This is a genomic window from Pseudorhodoferax aquiterrae, assembly GCF_014652235.1.
GTDB lineage: Bacteria > Pseudomonadota > Gammaproteobacteria > Burkholderiales > Burkholderiaceae_C > Pseudorhodoferax > Pseudorhodoferax aquiterrae.
In genome coordinates this window covers 214,360-237,765 of record NZ_BMYK01000003.1, presented here as the reverse complement: position 1 = coordinate 237,765, position 23,406 = coordinate 214,360, and the positions used below count along the sequence as shown (strand labels likewise).

Here is a 23,406-nt window from a genome sequence, read left to right as displayed (position 1 = left end):
GCGGCGGGACGCGGACAGGCCGCGCTTGCGGCGCGCGATTGTAGAGAGCGTCCATGACGGTCACGGCTGGCGCTCTCCGGCGACGCGCTGGCGCCAGACGGTGGTGACGGCGTTGTTCTTGCGCTGGACCAACGAACGCTCGCTGACCACGGTGCCCTCCATGCGCAGGCGGCCGTTGACCTCGAAGAAGCTGGAGGTCACGCTGTAGTTGGTCGTGGCGAGCGGGCCGTCCGGGTTCAGGATCTTGGCGGCTGACGGCAGGTCGCGCAGCGGGCTGTTGGTGCGTGCCTGCACCAGCCGCTGTGCGTCGGCCAGGTCCAGGTCCTCGGAGGAGGCCGCGATGACCTGGGCGCTGGCGGTGTTCAGATTGATCTTGGTGTCGTTCTGCGGCAGCAGCGTGACATGGGGTTCCAGTACGCGCAGCGTGGCCTGAGAGACGCCCAGCCAGACCAGCTGCTCGAAGCGTTCGGGGCGCAGTGGCACGTCGGCGCCGTCGTCGGTCTGCTTCTGGCTGGCGCGGCGCAGGTTCTCGGCCATGGCCATGAGTTCGGCGTGGGGCAGGCCCAGCAGCTCGAACAGGCGCTTGAACGCCTCCAAAGGCTTTTCGATGAGCTTGCCGTCGGCGTCCACGAGGTTGGCGACGTTCATGCGCGACTGCAGGTCGACGATGCTGCCGGACAGGAAGACCTCGGGCAGGCCTTCGTCGCCGCCCTGGCTCACGCCGTTTTCGGCCGCCAGAAAGGTGGACATGCGCGACTCCTGCAGCGGCACGGCCCAGGGTTCGGCCAGATGGTCGATGCTGCCGCTGGCGCGACCGTCCTCGCGCAGGATCAGTCGGGCCCAGTCGAGCGCACCGACCAGCACCCAGGTCGACTGGCTGCGCGCGCGCTCGGACTGCTCGACCTCGACCGCGCGCCACTGCTGCCACAGCGCGGTGGCGGCGAAGGTCGCCACCAGCGTCACGGTCAGCATGGCCAGCAGCAGGGCGGCGCCGCGTTGGGCCTGGGCGCGCTTCATGAGTCGCTGCCTCCCACCGTGGGCCGCACCCAGTCGCGTGTGATGGTGCCCGACACTGCGCCGCCCGGCGGCAGTTCGAGCACCAGGCGCACGCCATCGGGCACATCGGTGTTGCCGCTGCCACCTGTCTGGGGCGTGTCGGCGCTGGACAGCGGGTTGGTCCAGGTGTTGAGCCGGTAGTAGAAGAGACGCCAATCCAGCAACGGGGCGATGGCCACCTCGCGCTGGCGCTCGTCGCTGCTGGGCGTCTGGGCCCAGTTGCCCGCGCGCTCCCAGGCCTGCAGCAGCTGGGCCCGGCTGCGCAGCACGGGGGACTGCCAGCGCAGCCACTGGCCGCCATCGGCGACGCCGCGACGCGTCCAGGCCACGACCAGCGGGCCGGTCTCGCCGGGCGTGGTGCTGGCCCGCACGATGCGCATGACGCGGCCGTCCCAGTCCAGCGGCGGGCGTTCGGTCACGTCCAGCATGGCGTCCAGGTCGGCCGTCCATTGGGCCAGGCCGGCCTGCAGTGTCAGCACGGCGTCGGTGTGGGCGCGCGTGGCGGCCTGCGTGCGGGTCATGCCGTCCAGGCCGCGCCAGCTCAGCACGGCGACGATGGCCATGATGGCCAGCGCGATCAGCAGCTCGACCAGCGTGAAGCCGCGGTGGGGGCTGCGCATCTAGAAGCGCCCCTGGATGGTGGTGATGCGCAGCACCGGCACGCTGTCTTCCAGCACCTGGGCGTCGATGCGGCGAAAGCTCGGGTTGGGCGTGGGCCGCACGCCCAGCTGCACGCGGAACATGCGGCCGGCCTGCTCGCAGGGCTGGTCGGTGTCGCCCACGCCGGGCAGCTGGCGCGCCAGGCGCAGCGCGATCAATGCGTTCTCGGCGCAGATCTGCGCCAGCAACACGTCGCCCTGGCGCGTGGCGTTGCGCGTCAGCGCGCTGGTGGCCTGGCCGCCGGCCAGCAGCGCGATGGCGACGATGCCGAGCGCGACCAGCACCTCGACCAGCGTGAAGCCCCGGCTCGGGCGCATCACGGTTGCACGTTCTGCACCGCGAACGGGCGCACGCCGTCGGTCGCGACACGCAGCGCCAGCTGTGGGTTGGCCACCGAGCGCAGCTCCAGCCACTGTGCGCCGATCACGGGCTCGGGCCCCAGCAGCACGCTGGCCTGCGCGGCGACGATGGTGTCGCGGCTCAGCCAGTGTTCGGGCAGGGTGCCCGGCAAGGCGCCTTCGAAGCGGAAGCCGCCCTCCAGCGCGCGCCAGCGCACGGGCACGCCGTTGGCGCGCGACTGGGCCCGGGCCGCGTCGAACAGCGCCGCCAGGCGCTGCGCCTCGCGTTCGAGCTGGCTGTCGGCGCTGTCGCGGAAGGCGAAGCCGACACCGGCGCTGGCCAGGGCCACGATGGCCACGACGACCAGCAGTTCGAGCAGCGTGAAGCCGCGCTGGCGCGTGCGGCTGGTCGTCGGCTTATTGCCAGCTGCCGATGTCCGCATCTTTGCCCTCGCCGCCGGGCTGGCCGTCGGCGCCGAAGGACATGACGTCGATCTCGCCCTTCACGCCCGGGTTCAGGTACTGGTAGGGGCGGCCCCAGGGGTCGTTGGGTAGCTTTTCCAGGTAGGGCTTCCAGTTGAGGGGAACGGGATTGGTGGTGGGCTTGACCAGCAGCGCCTGCAGGCCTTGCTCGCCCGTGGGGTAGCGCTGGTTGTCCAGCCGGTACATGCGCAGCGCCTGCATGAGGTTGGTCACGTCGGTCTTGGCTGCCGTGGCGCGGGCGTCGTCGGCGCGGTCGAGCACGTTGGGCACGATCAGCGCGGCCAGCACGCCGATGATGACCAGCACGACCATCAGTTCGATCAGGGTGAAACCGGCCTGGATGCGGCGGCGGGAGCGGGACAGCAGATTCATGGGAGATGTGGAGCGCTGCGGGGGCGAAGCGTTCCATGATAATCCGCGCATGTTGCGAACCGCTCCAGCTTCCTTTGCGTCCGCGCGCGCGGCGAATCCCTGGCCCGTGCGGCTCGTGACCGTGCTGGTGTGGGTGCTGGCCGCCCTCAGCGTGGCGTTCTGGGCGCTGCGTCTGGCAGGGCCCGGCGACGAGGGGGCGACGGCGCCCGTGGCCAAGGCCGCATTGGCGCAGGCCGACGCCACCGCGGTGGGCCGCGCGCTGGGGGCCACGGTCCAGGTGGTCGCGGCCGCTCCTGCCGTGACCAGCAACCGCTATGTGCTGACCGGTGTCGTGGCCGACCGGCGCCAGGGTGGTGCAGCGCTGATCGCCATCGCCGGCCAGCCGCCCAAGCCCTTTCGCGTCGGTGCCGAGATCGAGCCGGGCGTGCGGTTGACCTCGGTCGGTGCGCGCAAGGCGGTGCTGGCGGCGTCGCCCGATGCCGATCCGCTCGCCACGCTGGAATTGCCGCCGATCACGCGCTAGGCGCAGGCAGCTCCAGCACGCACCAGTCGCCGCAGGCGACGCTGTCGGTCGGCCACTGGTCCGCACGCTCGAGCGGTCCCTCGTTCGCCAGCAACCAGCGGACGGCCTTGATCACGCCGGCATGCGTGATCCACAGGGCCTGCGGGCCAGCCGTCGCCGTCACGGTCTGCAGGGCCGACGCCACGCGCGCGACGAAGCCGCCCACCGATTCGCCGTCGCCCGGGCGGTGTTGGACGAAATCTTCGGTCCATGCATTCATGGCGGCGCGACCGATGCCGTCCCAGTGCAGGCCTTCCCAGCGGCCGAAATCCATCTCGGCCAGGCGTGCATCGGGCGTGCAATGCAGGTCGGGCCGCAGCGCCGCCAGTGCATCGGCCAGGCCGCGGCAGCGCAGGAGCGGCGAGCACGCACCGGCGAGACCGTGGGGCAACTGCCGGGCCAGCCGCGTGGCGCACTGGGCCGTGTGGGCCGGATCCGCCGGCACGTCGCTGGCGCCATAGCAGATGCCGGGCGCCAGCAGCACCTGGGGATGGCGCACCAGCCACAGCCGCATCAGCGGCCGAGCGCGCAGGCCGCGCCCAAGTAGAAGGCGATCTCGCAGACCTGCTGCGTGGCACCCAGCGCGTCGCCCGTGAAGCCCTGCAGCCGCTGGCGGAACCAGCGGAACATCCAGGCCGCCGCCAGCACCGCGCCGGTGCAGCCGTACAGCGCGAAGGCCAGGCCCTGCCCGAAGGCGACGCCGAGCAGCGCGGGCAGGCACCAGAGCGCGCCCAGGCGCAGCGTGCGCACGTCGATCTGGTCGGCCAGCGGCTTGGCCTTGGAGCGGGCCGTGTCGCCCACGTGCGGCAGCAGCATGGGCAGGGCCAGCGGCAGCAGGCGCGACAGCACATGCCCGCCCAGCAGCGCCCACAGCAACGGCGCCAGGCCGGCGCTGCCCAGCACGGCCAATAGCGCGATCTTGGAGACCAGGCCCAGCACCAGGGCCATGGCACCGAAGGCGCCGATGCGCGAGTCCTTCATGATGTCCAGCGCGCGCTCGCGGTCCAGGCTGCCGCCCAGGCCGTCGGCCACGTCGGCCAGTCCGTCCTCGTGGAAGCCGCCGGTCACCAGCACGGTGGCCACGGTGCCCAGTGCGGCCACCGCCAGCGGCGTGAAGCCCTGGGCCGGCAGCAGCCACCAGAGCACGGCACTGACACAGCAGGCGCACAGCGCGACCAGCCAGCCGACGCCCGGGAAGTGCGCCGCGGCCGCCCGCAACATGCGCTGGTCGAAGCCGACCCAGGCCGCCAGCCGGCCCGTCACCGGCACGCGCGTGAAGAACTGCAGCGCGACCAGGTAGTGGCGGACGGCCTGCTGCACGCGCGCGCTCAGCTTCTCAGGCCTGCAGGAACAGGCGGTAGACCGGGTTGGCGGTCTCTTCGACCCAGGGGTAGTCGAGCTGGTCCAGGAACTTGCCGAAGGCCTTGGCCTCGGCGGCGGGCACCTGCATACCGACCAGGATGCGGCCGTAGTCGGCGCCCTGGTTGCGGTAGTGGAACAGGCTGATGTTCCAGTTCGGCTTCATGAGGCTCAGGAACTTGAGCAATGCGCCCGGGCGCTCCGGGAACGTGAAGCGCAGCAGGCGCTCGTCGCGGGCCAGCGCCGAGCGGCCGCCCACCATGTGGCGCACATGCTCCTTGGCCAGCTCGTCGTGCGTGAGGTCGATGGCCTCGAAACCGCTGCGCACGAAGCGCGTGGCCAGTTTGGCGGACTCGCCCTTGCCGTGGGTGGTCAGGCCCACGAAGACATGGGCCTGGGCCGCATCGCTGATGCGGTAGTTGAACTCCGTCACGTTGCGCGGGCCGCCGGGCAGCTGGCCAACCACCTCGCAGAAGCGGCGGAAGCTGCCGCGTTCCTCGGGGATGGTCACCGCGAACAAGGCTTCGCGCTCCTCGCCGACCTCGGCCCGCTCGGCCACGAAGCGCAGCCGGTCGAAGTTCATGTTGGCGCCGCACAAGATGGCGGCGTAGGTTTCGCCGCGCGTCTTGTGGGTGGCCACGTACTGCTTGATCGCGGCCACGGCCAGGGCGCCAGCCGGTTCGACGATGCTGCGGGTGTCGACGAAAACGTCTTTGATGGCGGCGCAGACGGCGTCGGTGTCGACCAGCACGAAGTCGTCGACCAGGCCGCGCGCGACGCGGAAGGTCTCCTCGCCGACCAGCTTGACGGCCGTGCCGTCGGAGAACAGGCCCACGTCGTCCAGCGCCACGCGCTTGCCCGCCGCGACGGAGCGGGCCATGGCGTCGGAATCGGTCATCTGCACGCCGATGACCTTGGTCTCCGGCCGCACGGCCTTGATGTAGTTGGCCACGCCCGAGATCAGGCCGCCGCCGCCGATGGCGACGAACACGGCGTCCAGGTGCTGGGTGCCCAGGCCCTGCAGCTGGCGCAGGATCTCCATGGCGATGGTGCCCTGGCCGGCGATCACGTCCGGATCGTCGAACGGGTGGACGAAGGTCAGGCCTTCCTTCTTCTCAAGCTTGGCGGCGTGCTGGTAGGCGTCGCTGTAGCTCTCGCCGTGCAGCACGACCTCGCCGCCGAAGCCACGCACGGCGTCGATCTTGAGCTGTGGCGTGGTCGTCGGCATCACGACGACGGCCCGGGTGCCGAGCTTGCGCGCGCTCATGGCCACGCCCTGGGCATGGTTGCCGGCCGAGGCACAGATCACGCCCTTCTTCAGTTGCGCGGGCGTCAGGTGCGCCATCTTGTTGTAGGCACCGCGCAGCTTGAAGCTGAACACCGCTTGCTGGTCCTCGCGCTTGAGCAGCACGGTGTTGTGCAGGCGCTGGCTCAGCGCGCGTGCCGGCTCCAGCGCCGATTCCGTGGCCACGTCGTAGACCCGGGCGGTCAGGATTTTCTTGAGGTAGTCGGCGGGGGACAGGCGCTTGGTCGAAGGCATGGGATGGAGCGGGGCCGGCAGATGCGGGGAGCGCGGATCATAGAGAACCGCGGGAGCCCGGTCCTGCGTGCGCCACCGACGCCACAAAGAAAAAAGCCCCGAACCTTGCGGTTCGGGGCCAATCCACCTTTTCGGAGGGTGGAGGAGACAATCGGTGCGCCGACTTGCGACGCGATGGGTGCAGTATAGCGAGAATTTTTGTGCGACGCAGCATTGCGTGACATGTCAGCGGTGAATTTTCGTGAAGAATTCGGCAATTTCGCAACGCTGTTCGGCTTGAACAACACAGGGAGTACCGAGAGATGGAATGCACAGTGAGCTGGACCGGCGCCGCCGGCACGCAGTCCGGCATGGGGTTCGTGGCCGAAACCGGCAGTGGCCATGTGCTGGCGATGGATGGCGCGCCCGACGCGGTGCGGCCCGAGAACGGGGGGCGCAATCTTGCGCCGCGCCCCATGGAGACCGTGCTGGCCGGCGCGGGCGGTTGCACGGCCTACGACGTGGTGCTGATCCTCAAGCGCGGCCGGCACGACGTGCGCGGCTGCTCGGTCAAGCTCAGCGCCGAGCGCGCCGAAACCGATCCCAAGGTCTTCACGCGCATCCAGATGCACTTCACGGTCACGGGCAAGGATCTGCCGGCTGCGGCGGTGGAACGCGCCATCGCCATGAGCCACGACAAGTACTGTTCGGCCACCATCATGCTCGGCAAGACCGCCGAGATCGTGACCAGCTTCGAGCTGAAAGAAGGCTGAGGGACCCTCAGATGCGGTGCGCGGTGGTCGTCATGACCTTCGCCGCCGCACGCATCAGGCCTTTGGCGACCCGCGGCAGGGGCAGTGCGCCAGCCATGGCCGCATCGTGCGCGTGGCGCAGCTCGTCGTCGCGCATCTGGGCCACGATGGCGCGCGAGGCGTGGTCGTTCTCCGGCAGGCGGTCCAGGTGCGAACCCAGGTGCTCGGCCACCTGCTTCTCGGTTTCGACCACGAAGCCCAGGCTCAGCTTGTCGCCGATCTTGCCGGCCACGAAGCCGAGCGCGAAAGCGCCGGCGTACCAGACGGGGTTGAGCAGCGAGGGCCGCGCACCTAGTTCCTGCAGCCGCTCGGCCGTCCAGGCCAGGTGGTCGGTTTCCTCCCGGCTGGCTTCCTCGAAATGGGCGCGCAGCGCCGGATCGCGCGTGGCCAGGGCCTGGCCTGTGTAGAGCGCCTGGGCGCAGACCTCGCCGACGTGGTTCACGCGCATCAGCGCGCCCGACAACTGCTTCTCCTTGGCCTCCAGCGCCGTGGCCTGCGCGGGCAAGGTCGGGCAGGGCCGGCTGGCGCGCGCCGGCACGAAGACCGTTCGAAGGGCGGCGTCGACGGTGCTGAGCAAGGTGTCCATGGTCGTGTTTGGGAAAACCCCAGTATAGGGATCGCCCGCGCGGCAGTGCGCGCGGGCGGCGCCCGGCGCCCGTTTGCTGTCTGTTGTAATCAAGCGACGAAAAAGAGCCATATTCGGCCTTTTCTTTTGCCCAAGGTCACCTGTTCTGGTGCAATACGCCCAACTTCCCAAAAGGAGGTTGGCCCGGGACTCCGGCGAGATCGAACAAAAGTGCTGAAGCACGACGCGGTCTCTTCGAACCGGAGCCCTCTGTTTAACCTTGGAGAATCTCGCAATGAAAAAGAGTCTGATCGCTTTGGCCGTGCTGGCTGCTTCCGGCGCCGCCATGGCTCAGTCGTCCGTCACCCTCTACGGCGTGCTGGACATTGGCTTCGGTAAGGTCAAGGGCGAAAAGTGGGGCATGAACAACGGTGAGGGCTACTCTGGCGGTGGCGACGGCTTCAACAGCACTTCCGTGATCGGCTTTCGCGGCACGGAGGACCTGGGTGGCGGCTTGAAGGCCAACTTCAACCTGCAAACCAGCGGTCTGGACCTGTCGAGCTCCGGCACCGGCCTGAACTTCGGCCGTGAAGCCTGGGTGGGCCTGGAAGGCGCTGGCTGGGGTGCAATCCAGCTCGGTCGCTCTTCGTCGGTCGCTGCCAAGGTGATGGGTGCCTATGACTTCAACGGCACGTCCTACTCCTCCGCTTACGACCGCGCCGGCATCAGCGCTGTGACCTGGTACGGTTCGTCGCGCCGCAGCAGCCAAGTGCAGTACGTGACCCCGAACTTCGGCGGCTTCACCCTGCGCGCTGGTTACACCGCCAAGGGCGACCAGACCACCAGCACCCCCAGCGTGGGCTTGCTGCCGGCGCCGTACGGCGAAGCTAAGGCTCAATACAGCTTGGGCGCCACGTTTGCCAACGGCCCGCTGTCCGTGAGCGCAATGGGCGAGTCCAAGGCTCAGGAAGGCATGCGCACTGCTTACGCAGTTGGCGTTAGCTACGACCTGAAGGTTGTGAAGCTGGCCGCCACTTACAACCGCCGCGAGACCGAAGGCATCGATGGTTACAACACCATTGCCGCCAACAGCGGTCGCCTGGCTGGTGGCAAGGGCTGGACGCTCGCTGCTGTCGCTCCGTTCGGTCCCGCAAACATCGGCGTTCAGTACGCTCGCAACACCGGTGCCGACATCAGCGCCGTGGAAGTGTTCGCGAACTACGCACTGTCCAAGCGCACCCGTTTCTACGTCGACTTCGTGAAGACCTACGACCAGAACGGTGTTGCTGCGACCGCCGCCACGCCTGCCCGTCCCTCCGAGCCGTACGCCGTCGGCCTGGGCGTTGTCCACACGTTCTGATCCAAGAGCTGCCTGAGCGCAGCTTGACGATTGCAATGTATAAAGCCGCCGCGTCGCAAGACCGGCGGCTTTTTTCGTGCGTGCTGCTTTGGAAGGGATCTGGATTGATGCGCTTCGTATGGGTGGCTTTGGTGGCCTCGCAGCTGCTGGGATGCGCATCCTGGCGCGCGGACAAGGACGCGCCGGCGGCCGCAGGGCCTGTCGCCCAGACCCCATGGGCCAGGGCGTCGCTGCCGCAGGTGGAGGGCACGCCATGGCAGCATCTGCCGCTGCCGGGCAAGCGCGCGACGCAGTTCGACCCGGTGCAGGCGAATGGACGGGCGGCGATGGCCGTGACCGCCGATGCCTCGGCCAGCATGCTGCGCAAGCAGGTCCATGTGCCGGCGGACGCCCTGGGTCCGCTGTCGTTCTCCTGGAAGGTGCCGGCCCTCATCGCCGGTGCCGACATGGCTGCGCGCGACGCCGACGATGCCCCGGTCCGCCTCGTGCTGGCTTTCGAGGGCGACCGCAGCCGCTTCTCGGCCAAGAACGCGATGCTGTCCGAACTGGCGCGTGCGCTGACGGGCGAGGAGATGCCCTACGCCACGCTGATGTACGTGTGGTGCAACAGCCGCGCGCCGGGCACGGTGATCTTCAACCCGCGCACCGACCGCATCCGCAAGATCGTGGTCGAGTCGGGTGCGGCGGGCCTGGGCCAGTGGCGCGACTACGAACGCGACGTGCGTGCCGATTTCGTGCGCGCCTTCGGCGAGGAGCCGGGTGCGCTGCTGGCGGTCGGCATCATGACGGACTCCGACAACACCGGCAGCCGCGTCCAGGCCTGGTACGGACCGTTGGATCTGCGCACGAGGACGCAGGCCGCGCGCTGAACGCATCGGGAAACTCCGGCTGCCTGCGCTGGCCCGCTTGTTGCATAGTGGAATCTCTTTTTTTGAGAGTCTGCCCATGCAAAAGATTGCTTTGTTCTGTACCGGTGCATTCGTCGCGTTGACCCTCGGAAGTGCTGCGCACGCCAAGACCTTCAAATGGTCCAGTGCCAGCGACATCCCCACGATGGACATCCATTCGCAGAACAACGCGCTCGGCAATGGCGTGCATGCCTCCATGTACGACTCGCTGGTCTATTACAACAGCAAGACCTTCAAGCCCGAGCCGCAGCTGGCCACGGAATGGAAGCAGATCAGCCCCACGCAGATGCGCTTCTCGCTGCGCAAGGGTGTGAAATTCAGCGACGGCTCGCCCTTCTCCGCCGACGACGTGGTGTTCTCGCTCACGCGTGCCATGGCCAAGACCTCGAACTACGCGGTCTACGCCCAGGGCATCGACAAGGTGGTCAAGGTCGACGACAACACGGTCGACGTGATGCTCAAGGCGCCCACGCCCACGCTGGTCAACCAGCTGACCGAGTTGCGCATCATGAGCAAGGCCTGGGCCGAGAAGAACAAATCGGTCGAGCCCAAGGACATCAAGACCCAGGACGAGACCTTCGCGCACCGCAACGCCATGGGCACGGGCCCTTACATGCTCAAGGAGTGGCAGCCCGACCAGCGCATGGTGCTCGTGGCCAACCCGCATTACTGGGGCAAGAACACCAGCAACGTGACCGAGATCGTCTACACGCCGATCAAGGCCCAGGCCACGCGGCTCGCGGCACTGCTGTCGGGCGAGACCGATTTCGTGCTCGACCCGAGCCCGCAGGACCTGGGCCGGCTGCGCAGCAACCCCGACATGAAGGTCATGGACGGCGTGGAGAACCGCACCCTGTTCCTCGGGATGGACCAGTTCCGCGACGAACTGGTGGGCTCCAGCGTCAAGGGCAAGAACCCGCTCAAGGACGTGCGCGTGCGCAAGGCGCTGTACCAGGCCATCGACATCAACGCGATCCAGCGCGTGACGCTGCGCGGCCTGGGCGAGAGCACCGGCACGCTGGTCTCGCCACAGGTCAATGGCTGGACCAAGAAGGCCGACGTGCGCTGGCCCTACGATGCCAAGGCCGCGCAGAAGCTGCTGGCCGATGCCGGCTACCCGCAGGGCTTCGAGGTCGACTTCGCCTGCCCCAACAACCGCTACATCAACGACGAAGCGGTCTGCCAGGCCATCACGGCCATGTGGGCGCGCGTGGGCGTGAAGGCCAAGCTGCGCACGCTGCCGCTGGTCACCTACTTCCCGATGATCCAGCGCTACGAGGCCAGCATTTACATGCTGGGCTGGGGCGTGCCCACCTTCGACGCGCTGTACAGCCTGCAGTCGCTGGTGCGCTCGGTCGGCGCGGGCGGCGATGGCAACTACAACGTGGGCCGTTACTCCAACCCGCAGATGGACGCGCTGGTGGAGCGCATCAAGGTCGAGACCGACCTCAAGAACCGCAATGAACTCATCGAGAAGGCGCTGATCCTCTCGCACGAGGACGTCTCGCACCTGCCGCTGTACAACCAGGTCATCCCCTGGGCCATGCGCAAGAACATCGAAGTCGTGCACCGCGCCGACAACCGTCTCGACTGGCGCCTGATCAAGGTCAACTGATCCCGCGGGCCGACGGCGCGCGACGCGCGCCGCAGGCCCCAGGAGCCTCAACCGATGTTTGCATTCATCCTGCGCCGGCTGTTGCAGGCCGTGGTGGTGATGGTGGCCGTGGCCTTCATCGCCTTCCTGCTGTTCCAGTACGTCGGCGATCCCGTCGTGTTCCTGCTCGGGCAGGACGCCACGCCCGAGCAGATCCGCGAGTTGCGCGAAGCGCTGGGCCTGGACCGTCCCTTCATCGTGCAGTTCTGGCACTTCCTCTACAACGCGGCGCAGGGCGAGTTCGGCCTGTCGCTGCGCCAGGGGGCCAAGGTGTCGCGGCTCATCGCCGAGCGCTTCCCGGCCACGCTGGAGCTGGCGCTCGTCGCTGCGCTGATCGCGCTGCTGGTCGGCGTGCCGGCCGGTGTCTACGCCGCGCTGCGCCGCGGCAGCTTCATGAGCCAGGTGCTGATGACGCTGTCGCTGCTGGGCGTGTCGCTGCCGACCTTCCTGATCGGCATTCTGCTGATCCTGGTGTTCGCGGTCTGGCTGGGCTGGTTCCCGAGCTTCGGGCGCGGCGAGACAGTGCAGCTGGGCTGGTGGACGACGGGTCTGCTCACGCCCAAGGGCTGGCACCACATCATGCTGCCCGCCATCACGCTGGCGATCTTCCAGCTCACGCTGATCATGCGGCTGGTGCGTGCCGAGATGCTGGAGGTGCTGCGCACCGACTACATCAAGTTCGCGCGGGCACGCGGCCTGTCGGACCGTGCCATCCACTTCGGCCATGCGCTCAAGAACACGCTGGTGCCCGTGATCACCATCACCGGGCTGCAGCTGGGCACGCTGATCGCGTTCTCCATCATCACCGAGACGGTGTTCCAGTGGCCCGGCATGGGACTGCTGTTCATCCAGGCCGTGACCTTCGCGGACATCCCGGTCATGGCCGCCTACCTGTGCCTGATCGCGCTGATCTTCGTGACCATCAACCTGATCGTGGACCTGCTGTACTTCGCGGTCGATCCGCGGCTGCGCCTCGGCAAGTCGGGAGGACATTGATGCTGGCTCCCTTGCTACGCGCAGGCGGGCGCGCATTCGCCCACATCGCGCAGTTCCATCCCGAGCTCACGGCGCTGCGGCGCGACCTGCACGCCCACCCGGAACTGGGCTTCGAGGAGTACTACACGGCGGCCCGGGTGGCCGACGCGCTGCGGCTGTGCGGCGCGGACGAAGTCCACACCGGCATCGCCAAGACCGGCGTGGTCGGCGTGATCCGCGGGCGCAGCACGGCCAGCGGCCGCATGCTGGGCCTGCGTGCCGACATGGACGCGCTGCCCATGGCCGAGCAGGGCGAGCGCGACTGGCGCTCCGCGCGCAGCGGCCTCATGCACGGCTGCGGCCACGACGGGCATACCGCCATGCTGGTCGGCGCCGCGCGCTACCTGGCCGAGACACGCCACTTCGACGGCACCGCGGTGCTGATCTTCCAGCCCGGCGAGGAAGGCTTCGCCGGCGCGCGGGCGATGGTCGAGGACGGCCTGTTCGACCGTTTCCCCGTGCAGGCCGTGTTCGCCATGCACAACTGGCCGGCCATGGCGCCCGGCACCATCGGGCTGAACAGCGGCGCCATGATGGCCGCCGCCGACCGGGTGACCATCCGCGTGGTCGGCAAGGGCGGCCACGGCGCCCACCCTTACCAGACCGTGGACCCGGTGCTGGTGGCCGCGCACATCATCACGGCCGCGCAGAGCATCGTCTCGCGCAACACGCGCCCCATCGACGCAGCGGTGCTGAGCCTGTGCGCGATGCAGGCGGGCGACCTCGGCGCCATGAGCGTGGTGCCCGGCGAGGCCACGCTGGTCGGCACCGTGCGCACCTTCGACGCCAAGGTGCAGGCGCTCGTGGAGCGGCGGCTGGCCGAGCTGTGCACCGCGGTGGCCCAGGGCTTCGGCGCCCGGGCCGAGGTGCGTTTCGAGCGCATCTACCCCGCCACCATCAACCACCGCGACCAGGCCCTGTTCGCCGGCGACGTGGCCGAGCGCCTGGTCGGCGCTGAGCTGCTGGTGCGCGACATGGAGCCCAGCATGGGCGCCGAGGATTTCTCCTTCATGCTGCAGGCCAGGCCCGGCGCGTACCTGCGCATCGGCCAGGGCGCGCCCGATGGCTGCCACCTGCACAACAGCCGCTACGACTTCAACGACGACATCCTGCCCCTGGGCGCGGCGCTGCATGCCGGCCTCATCGAGCAGGGCATGCCGCTCGCCACATCCCACCCCACGTGAACCCTTCACCGGAGCCAACGCCATGCACACCAAGCCCCGCCTCGCCGCCTTGACTGCGTCCCTGCTGCTGGCCGCATGCCTCTCGGCCCAGGCCGTCACGCTGCGCATCGCCAACCAGGGCGACGCCACCTCGCTGGATCCGCACTCGCTGCAGGAATCGTTGCAGCTCACCGTGACCGGCAACGTCTACGAGCCGCTCGTCACGCGCGGCGCCGACTTCAAGCTGACCGCCGCGCTGGCCACCGACTGGAAGCAAACTTCGCCCACGGTCTGGCGTTTCAACCTGCGCAAGAACGTGCAGTTCCACGACGGCACGCCGTTCACGGCCGACGACGTGATCTTCAGCTACGACCGCGCACGCGGCGAAGGCTCGGACGTCAAGAGCTACGTGGGCCAGATCAAGCAGATCAACAAGATCGACGACCACACCATCGACATCGTCACCTCCCAGCCGTTCCCGATCCTGCCCGACCTCATCACCAACTGGTACATCATGAGCAAGAAGTGGTGCGAGGCCAACCAGGCCACGCGCCCGGTGGACCGGCGCAAGGGCATCGAGAACGCGGCCTCGTTCCGCACCAATGGCACGGGCCCGTTCCGTGCACGCGAGCGCCAGCCCAACGTGCGCTCGGTGTTCACGCGCAGTCCCAACTACTGGGGCAAGATCGACAGCAACGTCGACGAAGTGGTCTTCAACGTGGTCGGCAACGACGCCACGCGCGTGGCGGCGCTGCTGTCGGGCGAAGTCGACGTGATGGAGCCCGTGCCCGTGCAGGACGTGGAGCGCATCAAGCGCGACGGCAAGGCCAACGTGCTGCAGGGGCCCGAGCTGCGCGTGGTCTTCCTCGGCATGGACCAGAAGCGCGACGAGCTGCAGTTCTCCAACATCAAGGGCAAGAACCCGTTCAAGGACAAGCGCGTGCGCCAGGCCTTCTACCAGGCCATCGACATCGAGGCGATCCGCACGCGCGTGATGCGCAACTCGGCCATCCCCGTGGCGCTCATGATCCCGCCGCAGGTGCGCGGCTACGCCAAGGACCTGGACAAGCGCCTGCCCTACGACACCGAAGCGGCCAAGAAGCTGCTGGCCGAGGCCGGCTACCCCAACGGCTTCGAGGTCAAGATGAACTGCCCGAACGACCGCTACGTGAACGACAGCGACATCTGCCAGGCGGTGGCGGCCAACCTGGCGCGCATCGGCGTCAAGATCAACCTGGAGGCCGAGACCAAGGCCAGCTACTTCCCCAAGATCCTGCGGCGCGACACCAGCTTCTACATGCTAGGCTGGGTCGCCAGCACGGTGGACGTGCACAACGTGCTGTTCCCCGTCATGGGCACGCCGGGCGAGGGCGGCCGTGGTCAGTTCAACCTGGGCGCCTACAGCAATCCCAAGCTCGACGAGCTGACCGACAAGATCGCCTCTGAGGTCGACGACGGCAAGCGCATGGCCATGATCCACGAGGCCATGAAGCTGCACCAGGACGACATCGGCCACATCCCGCTGCACCAGCAGACCCTGAACTGGGCCGTGCGCAAGGGCGTCACGGTGGTGCAGTTGCCGGACAACTTCATGCCCTGGAAGTTCATCCAGGTCGGCAAGTGATGCAGGCAGTCAGCACGCAGGGCAACTGGTTCCAGCGCGCCTGGGACAGCGACGTCGGCCACAGCTTCCGCACCTCGCCCACGGCGATCGTGGCAGGTGTGGTGGCGCTGGTGTGCATCTTCTGCGCCTTCTTCGCGCCCTGGGTCGCGCCGCACAACCCGTTCGATCTCGCCACGCTGGAGCTCGGCGACGCACGGCTGCCGCCGGCCTGGCAGGCCGAGGGCACGGCCAAGTACCTGCTGGGCACGGACGACCAGGGCCGCGACATCCTGTCGGCCCTCATGTACGGCGCGCGCATCTCGCTGGTCGTGGGCCTGGCCTCGGTGCTGCTGTCCTTGCTGGTCGGCGTGAGCCTGGGCCTCTTGGCCGGCTTCAAGGGCGGCTGGGTCGATGCCGCGCTGATGCGCCTGTGCGATGTGATGCTGTCCTTCCCCGCGATCCTCGTGGCGCTGCTGATCGCCGGCGTCGGCCGCGCACTGTTTCCCAATGCGCACGAAGGCCTGGCCTTCGGCGTGCTGATCATCTCGATCTCGCTGACCGGCTGGGTGCAGTACGCGCGCACGGTCCGCGGTTCCACGCTGGTGGAACGCAACAAGGAATACGTGCAGGCCGCGCGCGTGACCGGCGTCTCGCCCATGCGCATCATGCGCCGGCATGTGCTGCCCAACGTGACGGGCCCGGTCATGGTGCTGGCCACGATCCAGGTGGCCACGGCCATCATCACCGAGGCCACGCTGTCCTTCCTGGGCGTGGGCGCGCCGCCGACCTCGCCCTCGCTGGGCACGCTGATCCGCGTCGGCAACGACTACCTGTTCTCGGGCGAATGGTGGATCACCGTGTTCCCGGGGCTGATGCTGATCGTCATCGCGCTCAGCGTGAACCTGCTCGGCGATTGGCTGCGCGACGCGCTCAATCCCCGCCTGCGCTGACCCTGCGCACAACGCCAGCCACGAGCCAGCCGCATGTCCCTGCTAGAAGTCAAGAACCTTGTCGTCGAGTTTCCCGGCCGGCGCGGCACGCTGCGCGCGCTGGACGACATCTCCTTTTCCATTGCGCCCGGCGAGATCCTGGGCGTGGTGGGTGAATCCGGTGCCGGCAAGTCGCTGACCGGCGCGTCCATCATCGGCCTGCTCGAGCCGCCTGGCCGCGTTGCCAGCGGGCAGATCCTGCTGGAGGGCCAACGCATCGACAACCTCGGCGCCGAGGCCATGCGCCGCATCCGTGGCCGGCGCATCGGCGCCATCTTCCAGGACCCGCTGACCTCGCTGAACCCGCTGTACTCGGTCGGCCGCCAGCTCATCGAGACCATCCAAGCGCACCTGCCCGTCACCGCGGCCGAGGCGCGCCAGCGCGCCATCGGCCTGCTGCAGGACACCGGCATCCCGGCGGCCGAGCAGCGCATCGACCACTACCCGCACCAGTTCTCGGGCGGCATGCGCCAGCGCGTGGTGATCGCGCTGGCGCTGGCGGCCGAGCCCAAGCTGATCGTGGCCGACGAACCCACCACGGCGCTGGACGTGTCGATCCAGGCGCAGATCATCACGTTGCTCAAGCGCGTGTGCCAGCAGCATGGGGCGGCCGTGATGCTGATCACGCACGACATGGGCGTGATCGCCGAGACCTGCGACCGCGTGGCCGTGATGTACGCCGGCCGCATCGCCGAGATCGGTCCCGTGCACGAGGTCATCAACCATCCGGCCCATCCCTATTCCGACGGCCTCATGGCCGCCATCCCCGACATCACGGTCGACCGCGAGATGCTGAACCAGATCGATGGCGCGATGCCGCGTCTCAACGCCATTCCGAAGGGGTGCGCCTTCAACCCGCGCTGCCCCAGGGTGTTCGACCGCTGCAAGGTGGAGCGGCCCGAACTCATGGATGCCGGCGCCAGCCGCGCCGCCTGCTGGCTGCACGCGGGAGGTGCCCGATGAGCGCGCTGGTCCAGGCGCACGACCTGGCCAAGGTCTTCGACGTCTCGCCGCCCTGGCTCAACCGCGTCATCGAGCGCAAGCCCAAGGCCTTGCTGCATGCCGTCGACGGCGTGAGCTTCTCGATCGAGAAGGGCAAGACGCTGGCGCTGGTGGGCGAGTCCGGCTGCGGCAAGAGCACGGTGGCGCGCCTGCTGGTGGGTCTGTATGCGCCCACGCGCGGCGGGCTCACGTTCGACGGGCAGGACGCGCATGCCGCGTTCAAGGCGTCCGAAGGGCGTGCCGGCAGCGAGGGCGCGGCGCTGCGCCGGCGCATCCAGATGATTTTCCAGGACCCCTACGCAAGCCTGAACCCGCGCTGGGTGGTCGAGGACATCATCGCCGAGCCGCTGCTCGAGCATGGCCTCATCAAGGACAAGGCCGCGCGCCGCGCGCGCGTGGGCGAGCTGCTGCAATCCGTCGGTCTGTCGCCGCTGGACATGGCCAAGTACCCGCACCAGTTCTCCGGCGGCCAGCGCCAGCGCATCTCGATCGCGCGTGCGCTGGCCACGCAACCGGACTTTCTGGTCTGCGACGAGCCGACCTCGGCGCTGGACGTGAGCGTGCAGGCCCAGGTGCTCAACATCATGAAGACGCTGCAGCGCGACCGCGGCCTGACCTACCTGTTCATCTCGCACAACCTCGCGGTGGTGCGGCATGTGAGCGACGAGGTCGGCGTGATGTACCTGGGGCGCCTGGTGGAACTGGCGGACAAGCAGACCCTGTTCGCCGAGCCGCGCCATCCCTACACGCGCATGCTGCTCGATGCGATTCCCAAGATGCACGACACCGGCCGCGCCCGCACGCCGGTGCAAGGCGAGGTGCCCAACCCGCTCAATCCGCCGAGCGGCTGCAGCTTCCACCCCCGCTGCCCGCATGCCAGCAGCCGCTGCAAGGCCGAGCGCCCGCTGGTGCAGAAGATCGGCGGCGTGACGGTGGCGTGCCACGCGGTGGAGGAAGGGCGGATCTGAACGCTACGTGTATCGCTTGCTGCGCAGGTTGTCCTTGATGTCCTGCAGCATGGGCTGCAGGCGTGCGCCGCCGATGCGCAGCGCCACGCAGGTGGCCAGGATGTCCACCACCATCAGGTGCAGCAAGCGCGACACCATGGGGCTGTAGCGGTCGTAGCCCTCGGGATGGTCGGCCGCCAGATGGATCTGGCCGGCGGCGGCCAGCGGCGAACCGCTCGCCGTCAGCACGATCGTGGTGGCACCCTTGCGCCGTGCGATGTCGCAGGCGTCCATGAGGTCGCGCGTGCGCCCCGAATTGGAGATCACCACCACGCAATCGCCCGGGCGCAGCATCGAGGCCGCCATGACCTGCATGTGGCCGTCGCTGTAGCTGATCGCGTTGACGCCCAGCCGGAAGAACTTGTGCTGCGCGTCCTGGGCCACGATGCCCGAATTGCCCACGCCGTAGAACTCCACACGCCGCCCGGTGGCGTGCGTGGCGGCCAGCGCGGCCGCGGCCTTCTCGACGGCGCCGACGCCGGCGTCGTTGCGGTACTTGAGGAAGGCCGCCACGGTGTTGTCGATGACCTTGACCAGCACGTCGCCGGTCTTGTCGTCCATGTCCACCGAACGGTGGATGAAGGGCACGCCCTCGCTCACGCTGCCGGCCAGCTTGAGCTTGAAGTCGACCAGGCCGTCGTAGCCCACGCTGCGGCAAAAGCGCACCACGGTGGGCTTGCTCACATGGGCCATCTCGGCCAGCTCGCCGACCGGCAGCGAGGCGAAGGCGCGCGGGTCGTTGAGCACCAGCCTGGCGACCCGCTGCTCGGCAGGCGCCAGCGAAGGCAGGCAGGCGCGGATGCGCTCGAGCATGGCGTTCAGGCTTCCTCGCTCCAGTAGAAGCCGTCGCGCGCGATCATGGCGCTGGAGGCGCTCGGCCCCCAGGTTCCGGCCGCGTAGCTGCGGGGCGGGCGGCTGTCGTTCTTCCAGTACTCCAGGATGGGCTCGACCCAGCGCCAGGCGGCTTCCTGCTCGTCGCTGCGCACGAACAGGTTGAGCCGGCCGTCCAGCACGTCCAGCAGCAGCCGCTCGTAGGCGCCCACGCGTTCGGTGCCGAAGCGCTTGTCGAAGTCCAGATCGGCCTGCACGGGCGCGAGTTGCTCGGCGCTGCCGCTGCGCTTGCGGCTGCCCTGGCCTTGGGCCATCAGGTGCAGCTCCAGGCCGTCCCTGGGCTGCAGGTTGATGACCAGGCGGTTGAAGCTGCCCTGCGGCGTGTCGTAGATGGCATGCGGCGTGGGCTTGAAGTTCACCTCGATGCGCGCATCGCGCGAAGACAGGCGCTTGCCCGTGCGGATGTAGAAGGGCACGCCGGCCCAGCGCCAGTTCTCGATCTCGGTGCGCAGCGCGACGAAGGTCTCGGTGCGGCTTTCCGGGTCCACGCCCGGTTCCTCCAGGTAGCCCGGCACGCGCGCGCCGTAGGCCGTGCCCGCGGTGTATTGGCCGCGCACGGTGTGCAGGCCCAACGTCTCGGGGTTCCAGCGCTTGAGCGAGCGCAGCACCTTGAGCTTCTCGTCACGGATCGCGTCGGCGTGGGCGTTGATGGGCGGCTCCATGGCGATCGCACAGACCAGCTGCAGCGCATGGTTCTGCACCATGTCGCGCAGCGCGCCGGTCTGGTCGTAGAAGGCGCCGCGCTTTTCCACGCCCAGATCCTCGGCGATCGTGATCTGGATGTTGGCGATGTACTCGCGGCGCCAGATCGGTTCGAACAGCGCATTGCCGAAGCGCATCGCGAACAGGTTCTGCACCGAGGGCTTGCCCAGGTAGTGGTCGATGCGGAAGACCTGGTTCTCCTTGAGCACTTGGCCCACGGCCTGGTTGATGGCGCGGTTGGACGCCAGGTCGTGGCCCAGCGGCTTTTCCAGCACCACCCGCGTCTTGGGACCGTTGAGCCCAGCCGCGGCGATCTGCTCGACCACCTGCGTGAAGAGGGCCGGTGCCGTGGCCACGTACATCACGAGCGAATCCGCATCGCGCGTCTTCAGCCGGTCGGCCAGCGCCGCGAAGTCCTGCGGCTTGGACAGGTCCACGCGCTGGTAGTGCAGCAGCTCAGCGAAGCGCTTGAATTCCTCGTCGTTGGGGCGCTTGTCGCCTTCCACGGCGTCGAAGCGCGAGCGGATCAGCGCGCGGTAGTCGTCGTCGCTGAGGTCGTCGCGGGCCACGCCGATGATGCGGCCTTGGGCCGGCAGGGTGCCGTGGCGGAACGACTGGAACAGCGCGGGCATCAGCTTGCGCCAGGCCAGATCGCCGGTGCCGCCGAACAATACAAGGTCGAAGCTCATGGTTGTTACATGAAAAGGTGGGTGGGACTGTAACTTAGTTTCATGCTCGGGCATACTGCGGGCGCTGCGCAATGCGGTGCCGGCTGACCTGGCCCCGCTTGTGCTTGCCGTATCCTTGCGCCCACCTTGCCACCCTCGCAATAGCCTTGCCACCCGCCATGAACCAACTCGATGCCCTGAAGGCACTGACGACCGTTGTTGCCGACACCGGTGACTTCAAGCAGCTCGATGCCTACAAGCCCACCGACGCGACGACCAATCCCTCGCTGATCCTCAAGGCCGTGCAGCTGCCCGACTACGCGCCGCTGCTCAAGGACACCGTGGGCCGCTTTCGCGGCAAGCCGCTGGACGAGGTCATGGACCGGTTGCTGGTGCGCTTCGGCAGCGAGATCCTGGCCATCATCCCGGGCCGCGTTTCCACCGAGGTCGATGCACGCCTGAGCTTCGACGCCGCCGCCACCGTGGCCCGCGGCGAGCGCCTGATCGCGCTGTACCAGGCCGAGGGCATTGCCAGGGAACGCGTGCTGATCAAGGTGGCATCCACCTGGGAAGGCATCCAGGCGGCGGCCGAGCTCGAGCAGAAGGGCATCCGCACCAATCTCACGCTGCTGTTCTCGTTCTGCCAGGCCGTGGCCTGCGGTGCGGCCAAGGTGCAGCTGATCTCGCCCTTCGTGGGCCGCATCTACGACTGGTACAAGAAGTCCGCGGGCAGCGCCTGGGACGAGGCGGCCAACAGCGGCGCCAACGACCCGGGTGTGCGCTCGGTGCGCCAGATCTACGAGTACTACAAGCGCTTCGGCATCGCCACCGAGGTCATGGGCGCGAGCTTTCGCAACACGGGCCAGATCACGGCGCTGGCCGGCTGCGACCTGCTGACCATCAGCCCGGACCTGCTGGCCAAGCTGGCGGCCAGCGACGCGACGCTCACGCGCGCACTCGACGCCGACGCTGCACGCAAGCTGGACCTCGCGCCCGTGCAGTACGACGAGGCCGGCTTCCGCTACGCGCTGAACGAGGACGCCATGGCCACCGAGAAACTGGCCGAGGGCATCCGCGCGTTCGCGGTGGACGCCGTCAAGCTCGAAAAGCTCATGCAGGCGGCCTGAGATGGGGTGGGCCGACCGACCCCGCTGTGACCAGCTGCCCGCCTGGGGCCAGCTGCGCGCGTTGAGCCAGGCGCTCACGACCGGCTACGACGTGCGGGCCGCGCTGGCGGGCGATGCCGGCCGCGTGGCGCGCTTCAGCCAGGACGCGCCGGAGTTGTTCGCCGACCTGTCCAAGAACTGGATCGACGCCAGCATCGAGGACACGCTGTTCGACCTGGCCGAGCAGGCAGGTCTGGCCGCGCACCGGGATGCCATGTTCGCTGGCGAGCGTATCAACAACACCGAGCAGCGCGCCGTGCTGCACACCCTGTTGCGCGCGCCAGCGGGTGCGCCGCAGGCCACGCCCGCCCTCGCTGAGGCGCTGGCCGAGGTGCACCAGACGCTGGACGCCATGCTGGCCTATGCCGAGCAGGTGCGCGCCGATGCGCGCATCACCGACATCGTCAACATCGGCATCGGCGGCTCCGACCTCGGGCCGCAGATGGCGGTGCGCGCGCTGGACGCCTATGCCGCGCCGGGGCGGCGCCTGCACTTCGTCAGCAATGTGGACGGCCACGAGCTCGATGCCGTGCTGCGCCGCCTCAAGCCCGAAAGCAGCCTGTTCCTCGTCGCCTCCAAGACCTTCACCACGGCCGAGACCATGGCCAACGCGCGCTCCGCGCTGTCCTGGTTCCAGCGCGAGGGCGGCACCGACGTGGCACGCCACTTCGCCGCGCTGTCGAGCAACGTGGACGGTGCGCGTGCCTTCGGCATCGCCAACATCTTCGGCTTCTGGGACTGGGTGGGCGGGCGTTACTCGCTGTGGTCGGCCATCGGCCTGCCGATTGCGATCGCCATCGGCGCCGAACGCTTCCGCGAGCTGCTGGCCGGTGCCCACGCCATGGACACCCATTTCCGCGAGGCGCCGCTGCGCAGCAACCTGCCCATGCGGCTGGGCCTGCTCGATGTCTGGTACCGCAACTTCCTGCAGTTCACGAGCCGCAGCATCGCGCCTTACCACAGCGCGCTCGCGCGGCTGCCGGCCTATCTGCAGCAGCTGGAGATGGAAAGCAACGGCAAGCGCGTGGACCGCCACGGCGGGCCCTTGCCCTACGGCACCTCGCCCGTGCTGTGGGGCGAGCCCGGCACCAATGGCCAGCACGCCTACTTCCAGATGCTGCACCAGGGCACGGATGTGGTGCCGGTGGAGTTCGTCGCCGTGCGCGAGGCCGCCCACCGCCTGCCGGGCCACCAGGCCGCGCTGCTGGCCAACGCGCTGGCCCAGGCCCAGGCCCTGATGCAGGGCAAGGCCGATGCCGGCGGCCACCGCGACTTCCCGGGCAACCGGCCCAGCACCTTCCTGCTGCTGCAGCGTCTGACGCCGCGCAGCCTGGGCGCGCTGGTCGCGCTGCAGGAGCACCGGGTGTTCACGAGCGGCTCGGTCTGGGGCATCAACAGCTTCGACCAATGGGGCGTGGAACTCGGCAAGGTCCTGGCCAAGGACATCGAGCCGCGTTTGGCCAGCGGCGACGCGAGCGGCTTGGACGCATCGACCGCCAATCTGCTGCAGCGCCTGCGCGGCTGAGGCACCC

At 68.6% G+C, this 23,406-nt stretch carries 24 protein-coding genes; 13 read left to right on the top strand and 11 right to left on the bottom strand.

Features of this window, described 5'->3' with window-relative positions; all coding sequences use genetic code 11:
* Window positions 1-60: 60 nt before the first annotated feature.
* From gspK to gspG, 5 genes are read right to left on the bottom strand one after another with little or no spacing between them, the layout of a single operon-like run.
* On the bottom strand, window positions 61-1,017 hold the full coding sequence (gene gspK, locus IE209_RS06435) for a type II secretion system minor pseudopilin GspK (protein ID WP_189686137.1): 957 nt from the start codon (window positions 1,015-1,017) through the stop codon (window positions 61-63).
* Complete coding sequence (locus IE209_RS06430) at window positions 1,014-1,676, bottom strand: prepilin-type N-terminal cleavage/methylation domain-containing protein (RefSeq protein ID WP_189686136.1); 663 nt, start codon at window positions 1,674-1,676, stop codon at window positions 1,014-1,016. The genes gspK and IE209_RS06430 overlap by 4 nt, the downstream gene beginning before the upstream one ends.
* The gene (gspI, locus tag IE209_RS06425; protein ID WP_189686411.1) at window positions 1,677-2,033 is read right to left on the bottom strand and encodes a type II secretion system minor pseudopilin GspI; all 357 of its coding nucleotides are present in this window, start codon (window positions 2,031-2,033) and stop codon (window positions 1,677-1,679) included.
* A complete protein-coding gene (locus IE209_RS06420; protein WP_189686135.1) occupies window positions 2,033-2,497 on the bottom strand; it encodes a pilus assembly FimT family protein in 465 nt (154 codons plus the stop codon). The genes gspI and IE209_RS06420 overlap by 1 nt, the downstream gene beginning before the upstream one ends.
* The gene (gene gspG, locus IE209_RS06415; protein WP_189686134.1) at window positions 2,472-2,909 is read right to left on the bottom strand and encodes a type II secretion system major pseudopilin GspG; all 438 of its coding nucleotides are present in this window, start codon (window positions 2,907-2,909) and stop codon (window positions 2,472-2,474) included. The genes IE209_RS06420 and gspG overlap by 26 nt, the downstream gene beginning before the upstream one ends.
* Window positions 2,910-2,958: 49 nt before the next feature.
* Between gspG and IE209_RS06410 the strand changes: the two genes are divergently transcribed.
* The gene (locus IE209_RS06410) at window positions 2,959-3,432 is read left to right on the top strand and encodes a type II secretion system protein N (RefSeq protein ID WP_189686133.1); all 474 of its coding nucleotides are present in this window, start codon (window positions 2,959-2,961) and stop codon (window positions 3,430-3,432) included.
* Here IE209_RS06410 and IE209_RS06405 read toward each other — a convergent pair.
* The 3 genes from IE209_RS06405 to ilvA are packed head-to-tail and all read right to left on the bottom strand — an operon-like array spanning window position 3,422 to window position 6,370.
* Window positions 3,422-3,985, bottom strand: coding sequence for a histidine phosphatase family protein (locus IE209_RS06405; protein ID WP_189686132.1), 564 nt, complete (start codon window positions 3,983-3,985; stop codon window positions 3,422-3,424). The two genes, IE209_RS06410 and IE209_RS06405, sit on opposite strands and share 11 nt — an antisense overlap.
* A complete protein-coding gene (locus tag IE209_RS06400; RefSeq protein WP_189686131.1) occupies window positions 3,985-4,791 on the bottom strand; it encodes an adenosylcobinamide-GDP ribazoletransferase in 807 nt (268 codons plus the stop codon). Before IE209_RS06400 ends, IE209_RS06405 begins: the two co-directional genes overlap by 1 nt.
* A gap of 16 nt (window positions 4,792-4,807) precedes the next feature.
* On the bottom strand, window positions 4,808-6,370 hold the full coding sequence (gene ilvA / locus IE209_RS06395) for a threonine ammonia-lyase, biosynthetic (protein WP_189686130.1): 1,563 nt from the start codon (window positions 6,368-6,370) through the stop codon (window positions 4,808-4,810).
* A 302-nt stretch (window positions 6,371-6,672) separates the two neighbouring features.
* On the opposite strand from ilvA, the gene IE209_RS06390 reads away from it, so the two are divergent.
* On the top strand, window positions 6,673-7,122 hold the full coding sequence (locus IE209_RS06390) for an OsmC family protein (protein ID WP_189686129.1): 450 nt from the start codon (window positions 6,673-6,675) through the stop codon (window positions 7,120-7,122).
* A 7-nt stretch (window positions 7,123-7,129) separates the two neighbouring features.
* Here IE209_RS06390 and coq7 read toward each other — a convergent pair whose 3' ends face one another.
* The gene (coq7, locus tag IE209_RS06385; protein ID WP_189686128.1) at window positions 7,130-7,747 is read right to left on the bottom strand and encodes a 2-polyprenyl-3-methyl-6-methoxy-1,4-benzoquinone monooxygenase; all 618 of its coding nucleotides are present in this window, start codon (window positions 7,745-7,747) and stop codon (window positions 7,130-7,132) included.
* Between the two features lie 274 nt (window positions 7,748-8,021).
* Between coq7 and IE209_RS06380 the strand changes: the two genes are divergently transcribed.
* The 9 genes from IE209_RS06380 to IE209_RS06340 all read left to right on the top strand — a co-directional run bounded on the left by IE209_RS06380 (window position 8,022) and on the right by IE209_RS06340 (window position 18,408).
* Window positions 8,022-9,086, top strand: coding sequence for a porin (locus tag IE209_RS06380; RefSeq protein WP_189686127.1), 1,065 nt, complete (start codon window positions 8,022-8,024; stop codon window positions 9,084-9,086).
* Window positions 9,087-9,193: 107 nt separating this feature from the next.
* The gene (locus IE209_RS06375; RefSeq protein WP_189686126.1) at window positions 9,194-9,955 is read left to right on the top strand and encodes a DUF3047 domain-containing protein; all 762 of its coding nucleotides are present in this window, start codon (window positions 9,194-9,196) and stop codon (window positions 9,953-9,955) included.
* A 76-nt stretch (window positions 9,956-10,031) separates the two neighbouring features.
* Window positions 10,032-11,609 (top strand): ABC transporter substrate-binding protein, encoded by a 1,578-nt coding sequence (locus tag IE209_RS06370; protein ID WP_189686125.1) that lies wholly within the window; start codon window positions 10,032-10,034, stop codon window positions 11,607-11,609.
* A gap of 54 nt (window positions 11,610-11,663) precedes the next feature.
* Entirely contained in the window at window positions 11,664-12,644 is a 981-nt protein-coding gene (locus IE209_RS06365; protein ID WP_189686124.1) for an ABC transporter permease, read from the top strand.
* Entirely contained in the window at window positions 12,644-13,867 is a 1,224-nt protein-coding gene (locus IE209_RS06360) for a M20 aminoacylase family protein (RefSeq protein ID WP_189686123.1), read from the top strand. The genes IE209_RS06365 and IE209_RS06360 overlap by 1 nt, the downstream gene beginning before the upstream one ends.
* 22 nt (window positions 13,868-13,889) lie before the next feature.
* Window positions 13,890-15,470, top strand: a complete 1,581-nt coding sequence (locus IE209_RS06355) for an ABC transporter substrate-binding protein (RefSeq protein WP_189686122.1) — start codon at window positions 13,890-13,892, stop codon at window positions 15,468-15,470.
* Window positions 15,470-16,399, top strand: a complete 930-nt coding sequence (locus IE209_RS06350; protein WP_189686121.1) for an ABC transporter permease — start codon at window positions 15,470-15,472, stop codon at window positions 16,397-16,399. Before IE209_RS06355 ends, IE209_RS06350 begins: the two co-directional genes overlap by 1 nt.
* Before the next feature lie 33 nt (window positions 16,400-16,432).
* Entirely contained in the window at window positions 16,433-17,401 is a 969-nt protein-coding gene (locus IE209_RS06345; protein ID WP_189686120.1) for an ABC transporter ATP-binding protein, read from the top strand.
* Window positions 17,398-18,408: an ABC transporter ATP-binding protein gene (locus IE209_RS06340; RefSeq protein WP_189686119.1), complete on the top strand. Its 1,011-nt coding sequence runs from the start codon at window positions 17,398-17,400 to the stop codon at window positions 18,406-18,408. The genes IE209_RS06345 and IE209_RS06340 overlap by 4 nt, the downstream gene beginning before the upstream one ends.
* Window positions 18,409-18,411: 3 nt before the next feature.
* On the opposite strand, the gene IE209_RS06335 is transcribed toward IE209_RS06340, so the two are convergent.
* Window positions 18,412-19,260, bottom strand: coding sequence for a MurR/RpiR family transcriptional regulator (locus tag IE209_RS06335; protein ID WP_189686118.1), 849 nt, complete (start codon window positions 19,258-19,260; stop codon window positions 18,412-18,414).
* A 5-nt stretch (window positions 19,261-19,265) separates the two neighbouring features.
* Window positions 19,266-20,729: a glucose-6-phosphate dehydrogenase gene (gene zwf, locus IE209_RS06330; protein ID WP_189686117.1), complete on the bottom strand. Its 1,464-nt coding sequence runs from the start codon at window positions 20,727-20,729 to the stop codon at window positions 19,266-19,268.
* Between the two features lie 158 nt (window positions 20,730-20,887).
* On the opposite strand from zwf, the gene tal reads away from it, so the two are divergent.
* Both tal and pgi read left to right on the top strand, forming a co-directional pair.
* Window positions 20,888-21,835: a transaldolase gene (tal, locus tag IE209_RS06325; RefSeq protein ID WP_189686116.1), complete on the top strand. Its 948-nt coding sequence runs from the start codon at window positions 20,888-20,890 to the stop codon at window positions 21,833-21,835.
* 1 nt (window position 21,836) lies between these two features.
* Window positions 21,837-23,399, top strand: a complete 1,563-nt coding sequence (pgi, locus tag IE209_RS06320; protein WP_189686115.1) for a glucose-6-phosphate isomerase — start codon at window positions 21,837-21,839, stop codon at window positions 23,397-23,399.
* Window positions 23,400-23,406 lie beyond the last annotated feature (7 nt).

What these genes read in the sequence shown, in the direction of transcription:
- gspK (WP_189686137.1), bottom strand. Translation starts at nt 1,017, where the DNA reads ATGAAGCGCGCCCAGGCCCAACGCGGCGCCGCCCTGCTGCTGGCCATG.
- IE209_RS06430 (WP_189686136.1), bottom strand. Translation starts at nt 1,676, where the DNA reads ATGCGCAGCCCCCACCGCGGCTTCACGCTGGTCGAGCTGCTGATCGCG.
- gspI (WP_189686411.1), bottom strand. Translation starts at nt 2,033, where the DNA reads ATGCGCCCGAGCCGGGGCTTCACGCTGGTCGAGGTGCTGGTCGCGCTC.
- IE209_RS06420 (WP_189686135.1), bottom strand. Translation starts at nt 2,497, where the DNA reads ATGCGGACATCGGCAGCTGGCAATAAGCCGACGACCAGCCGCACGCGC.
- gspG (WP_189686134.1), bottom strand. Translation starts at nt 2,909, where the DNA reads ATGAATCTGCTGTCCCGCTCCCGCCGCCGCATCCAGGCCGGTTTCACC.
- IE209_RS06410 (WP_189686133.1), top strand. Translation starts at nt 2,959, where the DNA reads ATGTTGCGAACCGCTCCAGCTTCCTTTGCGTCCGCGCGCGCGGCGAAT.
- IE209_RS06405 (WP_189686132.1), bottom strand. Translation starts at nt 3,985, where the DNA reads ATGCGGCTGTGGCTGGTGCGCCATCCCCAGGTGCTGCTGGCGCCCGGC.
- ilvA (WP_189686130.1), bottom strand. Translation starts at nt 6,370, where the DNA reads ATGCCTTCGACCAAGCGCCTGTCCCCCGCCGACTACCTCAAGAAAATC.
- IE209_RS06390 (WP_189686129.1), top strand. Translation starts at nt 6,673, where the DNA reads ATGGAATGCACAGTGAGCTGGACCGGCGCCGCCGGCACGCAGTCCGGC.
- coq7 (WP_189686128.1), bottom strand. Translation starts at nt 7,747, where the DNA reads ATGGACACCTTGCTCAGCACCGTCGACGCCGCCCTTCGAACGGTCTTC.
- IE209_RS06380 (WP_189686127.1), top strand. Translation starts at nt 8,022, where the DNA reads ATGAAAAAGAGTCTGATCGCTTTGGCCGTGCTGGCTGCTTCCGGCGCC.
- IE209_RS06375 (WP_189686126.1), top strand. Translation starts at nt 9,194, where the DNA reads ATGCGCTTCGTATGGGTGGCTTTGGTGGCCTCGCAGCTGCTGGGATGC.
- IE209_RS06370 (WP_189686125.1), top strand. Translation starts at nt 10,032, where the DNA reads ATGCAAAAGATTGCTTTGTTCTGTACCGGTGCATTCGTCGCGTTGACC.
- IE209_RS06365 (WP_189686124.1), top strand. Translation starts at nt 11,664, where the DNA reads ATGTTTGCATTCATCCTGCGCCGGCTGTTGCAGGCCGTGGTGGTGATG.
- IE209_RS06360 (WP_189686123.1), top strand. Translation starts at nt 12,644, where the DNA reads ATGCTGGCTCCCTTGCTACGCGCAGGCGGGCGCGCATTCGCCCACATC.
- IE209_RS06355 (WP_189686122.1), top strand. Translation starts at nt 13,890, where the DNA reads ATGCACACCAAGCCCCGCCTCGCCGCCTTGACTGCGTCCCTGCTGCTG.
- IE209_RS06350 (WP_189686121.1), top strand. Translation starts at nt 15,470, where the DNA reads ATGCAGGCAGTCAGCACGCAGGGCAACTGGTTCCAGCGCGCCTGGGAC.
- IE209_RS06345 (WP_189686120.1), top strand. Translation starts at nt 16,433, where the DNA reads ATGTCCCTGCTAGAAGTCAAGAACCTTGTCGTCGAGTTTCCCGGCCGG.
- IE209_RS06340 (WP_189686119.1), top strand. Translation starts at nt 17,398, where the DNA reads ATGAGCGCGCTGGTCCAGGCGCACGACCTGGCCAAGGTCTTCGACGTC.
- IE209_RS06335 (WP_189686118.1), bottom strand. Translation starts at nt 19,260, where the DNA reads ATGCTCGAGCGCATCCGCGCCTGCCTGCCTTCGCTGGCGCCTGCCGAG.
- zwf (WP_189686117.1), bottom strand. Translation starts at nt 20,729, where the DNA reads ATGAGCTTCGACCTTGTATTGTTCGGCGGCACCGGCGATCTGGCCTGG.
- tal (WP_189686116.1), top strand. Translation starts at nt 20,888, where the DNA reads ATGAACCAACTCGATGCCCTGAAGGCACTGACGACCGTTGTTGCCGAC.
- pgi (WP_189686115.1), top strand. Translation starts at nt 21,837, where the DNA reads ATGGGGTGGGCCGACCGACCCCGCTGTGACCAGCTGCCCGCCTGGGGC.